This window comes from Salipiger sp. HF18 (genome assembly GCF_011806505.1).
GTDB lineage: Bacteria > Pseudomonadota > Alphaproteobacteria > Rhodobacterales > Rhodobacteraceae > Salipiger > Salipiger thiooxidans.
This window is the reverse complement of sequence record NZ_JAATOS010000138.1, coordinates 1-9,456: the sequence shown is the minus strand read 5'-3', so window position 1 is coordinate 9,456 and position 9,456 is coordinate 1. Positions and strand designations below refer to the sequence as shown.

At 68.0% G+C, this 9,456-nt stretch carries 7 protein-coding genes; 6 read left to right on the top strand and 1 reads right to left on the bottom strand.

Annotated elements, in window-relative coordinates; all coding sequences use genetic code 11:
* Positions 1 to 2,182, bottom strand: a 2,182-nt coding sequence (locus tag HC022_RS13075) for a proton-conducting transporter membrane subunit (RefSeq protein WP_254885080.1), incomplete at its 3' end; no start/stop codon positions are given.
* Between the two features lie 243 nt (positions 2,183 to 2,425).
* On the opposite strand from HC022_RS13075, the gene HC022_RS13070 reads away from it, so the two are divergent.
* The 6 genes from HC022_RS13070 to HC022_RS13045 form a co-directional block, all read left to right on the top strand.
* A complete protein-coding gene (locus HC022_RS13070) occupies positions 2,426 to 3,316 on the top strand; it encodes a LysR family transcriptional regulator (protein ID WP_008884205.1) in 891 nt (296 codons plus the stop codon).
* A gap of 93 nt (positions 3,317 to 3,409) precedes the next feature.
* Complete coding sequence (locus HC022_RS13065; RefSeq protein WP_008884820.1) at positions 3,410 to 3,877, top strand: formate dehydrogenase subunit gamma; 468 nt, start codon at positions 3,410 to 3,412, stop codon at positions 3,875 to 3,877.
* On the top strand, positions 3,874 to 5,394 hold the full coding sequence (locus tag HC022_RS13060) for an NADH-quinone oxidoreductase subunit NuoF (RefSeq protein ID WP_167452729.1): 1,521 nt from the start codon (positions 3,874 to 3,876) through the stop codon (positions 5,392 to 5,394). The genes HC022_RS13065 and HC022_RS13060 overlap by 4 nt, the downstream gene beginning before the upstream one ends.
* Positions 5,395 to 5,527: 133 nt before the next feature.
* Positions 5,528 to 8,449 (top strand): formate dehydrogenase subunit alpha, encoded by a 2,922-nt coding sequence (fdhF, locus tag HC022_RS13055; protein WP_167452728.1) that lies wholly within the window; start codon positions 5,528 to 5,530, stop codon positions 8,447 to 8,449.
* Entirely contained in the window at positions 8,446 to 9,264 is an 819-nt protein-coding gene (gene fdhD / locus HC022_RS13050) for a formate dehydrogenase accessory sulfurtransferase FdhD (RefSeq protein WP_167452727.1), read from the top strand. The genes fdhF and fdhD overlap by 4 nt, the downstream gene beginning before the upstream one ends.
* The coding region (locus HC022_RS13045) for a formate dehydrogenase subunit delta (RefSeq protein WP_167452726.1) at positions 9,254 to 9,456 on the top strand (203 nt) is incomplete at its 3' end. The genes fdhD and HC022_RS13045, both read left to right, overlap by 11 nt.

The following is a 9,456-nucleotide window of genomic DNA, read 5'->3' as shown; positions in this document are numbered from 1 at the left end:
TGGGGGGGTGGGGGGGGGGGTAGCCGGAGATGGGGGAGCGGCCGCGAAGCGGGAGGGTGTGGCCCGGCGGTCCCCCCGCCGCACCCGCCGCGACCGCGATGGCGCCGTCGCGGACCTTGAGGATCGTCGGGCTCTCGCTCGGGGTGTCCTTGGGCAGGAAATGCAGTGCCACCAGCATCAGCAGCACGGTCACCGTGTCCACGGTGATCTGCGTCAGCGCGAGGTCCGGCGCCGAGAGGTAGACGAAGCCGGCCGAGACCATGAGCCCGATCACACTGGTCAGCATCAGCGCGCGGAAGCGGTTTCGGTGCATGGTGACGATGGCCGCGGTGGCCACCATCAGCAGCACGAAGCCCACGGCCACGAGCGGCGGCACCGGCAGCAGCCCGCGCGTCGGCGGCGCCATGCCGCCTCCGCTGTAGGCCGCGAAGCCCAGAACGATGGTCGCCACGGTGAAGATCGCGAGGTAGCGCGAGATGGCGCCGTTGTGGGTGATCTCGGTAAAGCGCAGCGAGGCGTGCTCGACCACGGCCACGAGCCGCTCGAAGATCGCCTTGGCCTCGGGCCGCGGCGTGCTCAGCCAGACGCGGTCGAGCGGGCGGTGCAGCCACAGCAGGAAGGCACCGCCGAGGGTCGCGACGATGGACATGATGAGCGCCGGTGTGACCCCGTGCCAGAGCTTCAGGTGCACGTGCTCGGCAATGCCCCCGGTGACCGCGGCGCTGGCCACGTCGACGATGGGGCCCGCGATCAGCGACGGGAAGAGGCCGATGGCCACCACCATCACCGCAAGGAAGGCGGGCGCTGCCAGCATGCCCGCGGGCGGATCATGCGGGTGGTGCGGATAGTCGTCGCGCACCGGGCCGAAGAAGGTATGGCCGATGAAGCGGAAGCAATAGGCGACTGACAGCATTGCGCCGGCGGTGGCCACGATGATGATTGGCCAGGTGCCGCCCCACCAGTGGGTGTGTGCCACTTCCTCGAGCATCATTTCCTTGGACATGAAGCCGTTGAGCGGCGGGATCCCCGCCATCGAGAGCGCCGCCACCACCGCGATAAGCGCGGTGATCGGCATAAGGCTCGCGAGCCCGCCAAGGCGCTTGATGTCGCGGGTGTGGGTCTCGTGATCGACGATGCCCGCGCACATGAAGAGCGTGGCCTTGAAGGTCAGGTGGTTGATGATGTGGAACACCGCCACCGTCGCAGCCATCGGTGTACCGAAGCCCAGCAGCATCGTCAGCAGGCCGAGGTGGCTGACGGTCGAGAAGGCCAGCAGCGCCTTCAGATCGTCCTTGAAGAGCGCGATCAGCGCGCCCAGCACCATGGTGATCAGCCCCACGGTGGAGACGATGTAGAACCACGCCTCGGTGCCCGCGAGCACCGGCCACATGCGGGCCATCAGGAAGACCCCCGCCTTCACCATGGTCGCCGAGTGCAGGTAGGCCGAGACCGGGGTCGGTGCGGCCATGGCGTGCGGCAGCCAGAAGTGGAAGGGGAACTGCGCCGACTTGGTGAAGGCGCCCAGCAGGATCAGGATCAGCGCCGGCAGGTAGTATTCCGAGGCGCGGATCTCGTCGCCGTGCTGGAGGATCACCGACAGGTCGTAGCTGCCCGCGATATTGCCGAGGATCAGCATCCCGGCGATCATCGCGAGTCCCCCCGCTCCGGTCACGGTCAGCGCCATTCGGGCGCCTTGGCGGCCCTCGGGCAGGTGCTTCCAGTAGCCGATGAGCAGGAAGGACGAGAGCGAGGTCAGCTCCCAGAACACCAGAAGCAGCAGGATGTTGTCCGAGACCGAAATTCCCAGCATCGCGCCCTGGAACAGCAGCAGATAGGTGTAGAACTGCCCCATCGGGTCATCGCCCGAGAGGTAGAACCGCGCGTAGAGGATGATCAGCAGCCCCACGCCGAGGATCATGCCCGCGAACAGCAGGCCGAGCCCGTCGAGCATGAAGTTGGCGTTGAGCCCGAGCCCCGGCAACCAGTCGATCCGCGCGGTGACGGTCCCGCCGTTCATCACGTCGGGGGCCATCACGCCAAGCAGGATCAGCGCAAGCAGGGTCGGAATGGCAGTGAACGTTGCGCAGGCATTGCGCCCCGCACGGATCATCAGCCCCGGCACGAGCGCGCCGATAAAAGGCAATAGAACCATAACGGGCAGAAGTCCGCTGGCTGAAACCATCCCTGTTCCTTCGTCTTGTCCGCCCAGCTCCGCGCAGGAAGCGGCGGGTGAGGCTTGTCGTTAATCTTTGCCCTATTTTTACTATGTGCTCCGAAACATTATTCAATATTTCGGCTCTGAAAACATGCATTCATTGTGCTGATTTTCGAAGTCCATAGGGTTATAGGCACCCTGGCTGCGACAGATTGCCCGATCAGAGTAATGTCTGCTACGGATCGTCATGCCCAGTTTCGATAGACAGACATGATCCCCAAGCTTGAAATGCTCATCGCCCTCGCCCGGGAGAAGCACTTCGGTCGCGCCGCCGAGAGCCTCGGCATCACCCAGCCGACGCTGTCCACCGGCATCCGCCAGCTCGAGGAGCAGCTCGGCGTGAAGCTGGTGATCCGCGGCTCGCGCTTCGGCGGGCTGACCCCCGAGGGCCAGCGCGCCCTGATCCGGGCCCGGCAGATCGTCGGGGATACCCGCCGCCTGCGCGAAGAGATGCGCGCCTCTCGCGAGGGGCTTGCCGGGCACCTGCGGCTTGCGGTGATCCCGACCGCGCTCACCTGGGCGTCGCGGCTGGTCACCGGTTTCACCGACCGCCACCCCAACGTGAGCTTCACCGTCCTGTCGCGGGCCTCGGCGGAAATCCTGTCGATGCTCGACGATCTCGAGATCGACGTCGGCATCTCCTACCTCGACAACGAGCCCCTGGGGCGGGTCACCACCCGGCCGCTCTACCGCGAGGCCTACACGCTGGTCTGCCGCCCCGACCACGCGCTCGCCAAGGGCGGGCCGCTGAGCTGGGACGCGCTGGGGGAGGCGCGGCTCTGCCTGCTGACCCCGGACATGCAGAACCGGCGCATCATCAACCGGCACTTCATGGAGGCCGGCGTCGGCCCTGCGGCGCTGATTGAATCGAACTCCACCGTGGTGCTGGTGGCCAACGTGCTGCACGGCGACTGGGTGACGATCCTGCCCGACGATCTCGCCCGCTTCCTCTGCGAAGGCAAGCCGCTGGCGGTGGTCCCCCTGCGCGAGCGCGGCACTGCCCCCACCGTGGGCCTCATTGCCCCGCACCAGGAGCCCTATACCCCCGTGCTGCAGGCACTTCTGCGCGAAACCGAGGGGCTCTCCCGACCGGCCCGTTGATAGGATTTGACTATCGTTTAACGGAATAACGATATTGAATCGACAATGAATGATCTGGCAGAACAGGGGACCACCGTAGGAGGAGAAGCCCTTATGCGCCACTCAAAGCCGACGGCCGACGAGATCCAGGCCCTCATCGACGGACAGATGCACCTCGAGGGGCCTCTGCTGCCGATCCTGCACGCGCTGCAGGAGGCCTATGATCACGTGCCGGAAGCGGCGCTCGGGATGATCGCCGAGACCCTGAACCTCACCAAGGCCGAGGTGCACGGGGTGATGTCCTTCTACCATGATTTCCGCAAAGCCCCCGCCGGTCGGCACGTGGTCAAGATCTGCCGCGCCGAGGCCTGCCAGTCGATGGGCGCGAACGCGCTGTCCGACGCGGTGCTCGAGAAGCTCGGCATCGGCTGGGGCGGCACCACTTCTGACGGATTGGTAACGGTCGAGGCGGTTTACTGCCTCGGGCTCTGCGCCTGCGCCCCCGCCGCGATGGTGGATGACCGGCTGATCGCTCGCGCCGACGCGGCGCGGCTCGAGAAGGCTCTGGAGGGCGCAGCATGAAGATCTGGGTTCCCATGGACAGCGCCGCCAAGGCGCTTGGCGCCGAAGAGGTGGTCGCGGCGATCCGCGCCGAGGCCTTGAGGCGCGGTGTCGAGATCGAGATCGCGCGCAACGGCTCGCGCGGGATGATCTGGCTGGAGCCGCTGGTCGAGGTCGAGACGCCCGCGGGCCGCATGGCCTTTGGCCCGATGACCCCCGAAGATGTCTCCGCGCTGTTCGAGGACGGCCACGAAAAGGCGCTCGGCCTGACCGACGAGCTCGACTGGATGAAGCGGCAGACCCGCCTCACCTTCGCGCGCTGCGGCATCACCGACCCGTTCTCGCTGGAACAGTACGAAGCCCTCGGTGGCCTCGTCGGCCTGCGCCGCGCGCTTGGCATGACCGGCGAGCAGATCACCGACGAGGTGAAGCTCTCGGGCCTGCGTGGCCGCGGCGGCGCAGGCTTCCCCACCGGCATCAAGTGGGACACGGTGCGCATGGCGCATGCCGACCGCAAGTACATCGTCTGCAACGCCGACGAGGGCGACAGCGGCACCTTCGCCGACCGCATGATCATGGAGGGCGACCCGTTCTGCCTGATCGAGGGCATGACCATCGCCGGCATCGGCTGCGGCGCCACCAAGGGCTTCGTCTACACCCGCTCGGAATATCCCGACGCGGTGGCGGTGATGCGCCGCGCCATCGAGATCGCCCGCGCCGCCGGCGTGCTGGGCCCCGACGTGCTTGGCTCGGGCAAAGCCTTCGAGCTCGAGGTCCGCGTCGGTGCCGGCGCCTATGTCTGCGGTGAAGAGACTTCCCTGCTGAACTCGCTCGAGGGCAAGCGCGGCGTGGTGCGTGCCAAACCGCCGCTGCCGGCGCTCGAAGGCGCCTTCGGCAAGCCCACCGTGGTGAATAACGTGATCTCGCTCGCCACCGTGCCGGTGATCTTCGAGAAGGGCGCCGAGTTCTACGCGAACTTCGGCCTCGGCCGGTCGAAGGGCACGATCCCGCTGCAGATCGCCGGCAACGTCCGGCACGGCGGCCTCTTCGAGACCGCCTTCGGCATGAAGCTTGGCCAGATCGTCGAGGATCTTGGCGGCGGCACCGCCTCGGGCCGCGCGGTGAAGGCCGTGCAGGTCGGCGGCCCGCTGGGCGCCTACCTCGTCACCGACCAGTTCGACACGCCCTTCGGCTACGAGGAGTTCGACGGCGAAGGCGCGCTGATCGGCCACGCCGGTCTCGTGGTCTTCGACGACACCGCCGACATGCTCGGCATGGCGCGCTTCGCAATGGAGTTCTGCGCCGTCGAGAGCTGCGGCAAGTGCACGCCCTGCCGCATCGGCGCGGTGCGCGGCGTCGAGACGCTCGACCGGATCGCCGCGGGCGACGCCGAGGCCGTGCCGCTGCTGACCGACCTCTGCGAGACCATGAAGGACGGCTCGCTTTGCGCGCTGGGTGGGTTCACCCCCTACCCGGTGATGTCGGCCCTGCGGCTGTTCCCCGAGGAATTCGGGGCAGTCCGGGAAGCGGCAGAATGAGCGGCACGGGGACCGTGACGAACTTGGCCTCGCCGACGCGGGGCAACCGGGCCGGGGGCGCTGCCCCCGTCCGCGCGGGGCGCGGGCTTACCCGGAACATTTGCGGCGAGACAAAACCGCGGGAGGATGCGCGATGAAGGATTTCATCATTCCCTGGGACGACCGGGACATGGGAACGCCGGCCAAGGCGGGCAAACCGGTTCACCTGACGATCGACGGCATCGAGGTCACGGTGCCCGCGGGCACCTCGGTGATGCGGGCAGCCATGGAAGCGGGCATCAAGGTGCCGAAGCTCTGCGCCACCGACTCGGTCGAGGCCTTCGGCTCCTGCCGGCTCTGCGTGGTCGAGATCGAGGGCCGGCGCGGCACCCCCGCCTCCTGCACCACGCCGGTGCACGCGGGCATGGTGGTGCACACCCAGTCCTCGAAGGTGAAGAAGATCCGGCGCGGGGTGATGGAGCTTTACGTCTCGGACCACCCGCTCGACTGCCTGACCTGCGCCGCCAACGGCGATTGCGAGCTGCAGGACATGGCCGGCATGGTCGGCCTGCGGGACGTGCGCTACACCCCCGGCGACAATCACTTCGACCCCTCCGGCACCGGCGCACGGTCGCAATCCGAGGCTCGGCTGCGGATGCCCGACGGCGAGGCGAATCCGCTGTATATGCCGAAGGACCAGAGCAACCCCTATTTCACCTACGACCCCTCCAAGTGCATCGTCTGCTCGCGCTGCGTGCGGGCCTGCGAAGAGGTGCAGGGCACCTTCGCGCTGACCATCGAGGGCCGAGGCTTCGACAGCCGCGTGTCGGCGGGCGCCGCCGGTGACGATTTCCTGGCCTCGGATTGCGTGAGCTGCGGCGCCTGCGTGCAGGCCTGCCCCACCGCGACCCTGCAGGAAAAGAGCGTGGCCGAGCTTGGCACCCCCGACCGCGAGGTGGTGACCACCTGCGCCTATTGCGGCGTCGGCTGCTCGTTCAAGGCCGAGCTCAACGGCGATCAGCTGGTGCGCATGACTCCGTGGAAGCACGGCAAGGCCAACCGCGGCCACAGCTGCGTCAAGGGCCGCTTCGCCTATGGCTACGCCGAGCACCCGGACCGCATCCTCAACCCGATGATCCGCGACAGCATCGACATGCCGTGGCGCGAGGTCTCCTGGTCCGAGGCGCTGGCCTTCGCCGCCGGACGGATGCAGGCGATCCGGGAGAAGCACGGGCGCAAGAGCCTGGGCGTGATCACCTCGAGCCGCTGCACCAACGAGGAAACCTACCTCGTGCAGAAGCTCACCCGCGCGGTCTTCATGAACAACAACACGGACACCTGCGCACGGGTCTGCCACTCACCCACCGGCTACGGGCTCGGCCAGACCTTCGGCACCTCTGCCGGCACGCAGGATTTCGACTCGGTCGAGCAGGTGGACGTGGCGCTGGTGATCGGCGCCAATCCGACGGACGGGCACCCGGTTTTCGCCTCGCGGCTGAAGAAGCGGCTGCGGCAGGGCGCGAAGCTCATCGTCATCGACCCGCGCCGCATCGACATGGTGAAATCGGCCCACATCGAGGCCGCGCATCACCTGCCGCTGACCCCGGGCACCAACGTCGCCGTGGTCACCGCGCTGGCGCATGTGATCGCGACCGAAGGGCTCTATGACGAGGCCTTCATCCGCGAGCGCTGCGACTGGGACGAGTTCCAGGCGTTCGTCGAGTTCGTCTCGGACAAGCGCCACGCCCCCGAAAGCACCGCGCTGCTCACCGGCGTCAACGCTCAGGAGCTTCGCGCGGCGGCACGGCTCTACGCCAAGGGCGGCAACGCGGCGATCTACTACGGCCTCGGCGTCACCGAGCACAGCCAGGGCTCGACCACGGTCATGGCGCTGGCGAACCTCGCCATGATGACCGGCAACATCGGCCGCGAGGGCGTGGGCGTCAACCCGCTGCGGGGCCAGAACAACGTGCAGGGCTCCTGCGACATGGGCTCCTTCCCGCACGAGCTGCCGGGGTATCGCCACGTGAAGCTGCCCGAGGTCCGCAAGGTCTTCGAGGACGCGTGGGGCGTGACCATCGACCCCGAACCCGGCCTGCGCATCCCCAACATGCTCGACGCCGCGGTCGAGGGCACCTTCAAGGGGCTCTACTGCCAGGGCGAGGACATCCTGCAGTCGGACCCGGACACCCGGCACGTGGCCGCGGGGCTTGCCGCGATGGAATGCGTCATCGTGCATGACCTCTTTCTCAACGAGACCGCCAACTACGCGCATGTCTTCCTGCCGGGCTCGTCCTTCCTCGAGAAGAACGGGACCTTCACCAACGCCGAGCGTCGTATCAACCGCGTGCGCAAGGTGATGGCCCCGAAGAACGGCTACGAGGACTGGGAAGTGACGCAGATGCTCGCCAATGCCATGGGCGCGGGCTGGGCCTATACCCACCCCGAGCAGATCATGGCCGAGATCGCCGCCACCACGCCGAGCTTCGCCAACGTCACCTACGACCTGCTCGACGAGAAGGGCTCGGTCCAGTGGCCCTGCAACGGCGAGCACCCGGAGGGCACGCCGCTCATGCACGTGGACGGCTTCGTGCGCGGCAAGGGCCGGTTCATCGTGACCGAGTACGTCGCCACCGCCGAACGCTCCGGGCCGCGCTTCCCGCTGCTGCTGACCACCGGCCGGATCCTGTCGCAGTACAACGTGGGCGCCCAGACCCGGCGCACAGCCAACAGCGTCTGGCACGAGCAGGACATGCTCGAGATCCATCCGCATGACGCCGAGAACCGCGGCCTCAAGAACGGCGACTGGGTCAAGCTGGCCAGCCGCTCGGGCGAGACGACGCTGGTGGCGACGATCACCGACCGGGTGAGCCCCGGCGTGGTCTACACCACCTTCCACCACCCGGACACGCAGGCTAACGTGGTGACCACCGATTACTCGGACTGGGCCACCAACTGCCCGGAATACAAGGTGACCGCCGTTCAGGTCGCGCCCAGCAACGGGCCGAGCGACTGGCAAGAGGACTACGCCGCGCAGGCCGAACGCTCGCGACGTATCCTGCCGGCGGCGGAATGAGTGCGCGCTGCATCAGCCGGCCGGGCCTGGCGGTGCATCGTGGCGCCGTGCGCCCGGTGACGCGCGCCCTGCCCGAAGAGGTGCCTGTCGCGCTGGTCTTCGACGGCTCGACGCAGGCGGTGATGATGGCGACGCCGGACGACATCGCCGATTTCGCCTACGGCTTCGCCCTGAGCGAGGGGATCATCTCCGAGCTCTCCGACGTGGCCGAGTTCGAGACGGTGACCCATGCGCGCGGCATCGAGGCGCGGATCTGGCTCAGGACCGAGCGCGGCTCGGCCCTGAAGGAGCGCCAGCGCAGCCTGATGGGGCCCACCGGCTGCGGGCTCTGCGGCATCGACTCGCTCGAGCAGGCGCTGCGCCCCCTGCCCCGACTGCCCGCCCGCGGTCCGAGGCTCGGCCGTGCCGAGGTGGCGCAGGCGACCGACCTTCTGCGCGCCCACCAGCCGCTGCATGACCAGACCCGCGCCGTCCACGCCGCGGGCTTCCTGCGCCCCGGCGAGGGCATCGTCATGGCGCGCGAGGACGTGGGGCGGCACAACGCGCTCGACAAGCTCATCGGCGCGATGGTGCGGCAGGGGCTCGACCCGGCCGAGGGCGCCTTCGTGCTGACCAGCCGGGTTTCGGTCGACATGGTCCAGAAGACCGTGCTCGCCCGCTGCCCGATCCTCATCGCCGTATCCGCCCCGACCGCGCTGGCGCTCGAGACCGCGCAGGCCGCGGGCCTGACGCTTGCCGCCTTCGCCCGGGGCGGCGGATTCGACCTTTATGCCGCCCCCGAGCGCATCGTGGATGGAGAGAGCCATGTCGCCTGAGAAAATGGTCATGATGGCCAACCAGATCGCCACCTTCTTTGCCAGCCAGCCCGGCGATCACGGCGCCGAGGACGTGGCCGCCCACATCAACGACTTCTGGGAACCGCGGATGCGCAGCCAGCTCATCGCCTTCATCGAGGCGGGCGGCGAGGGCCTGCACCCGCTGGTGATCCAGTCGTTGGGTCATATCCG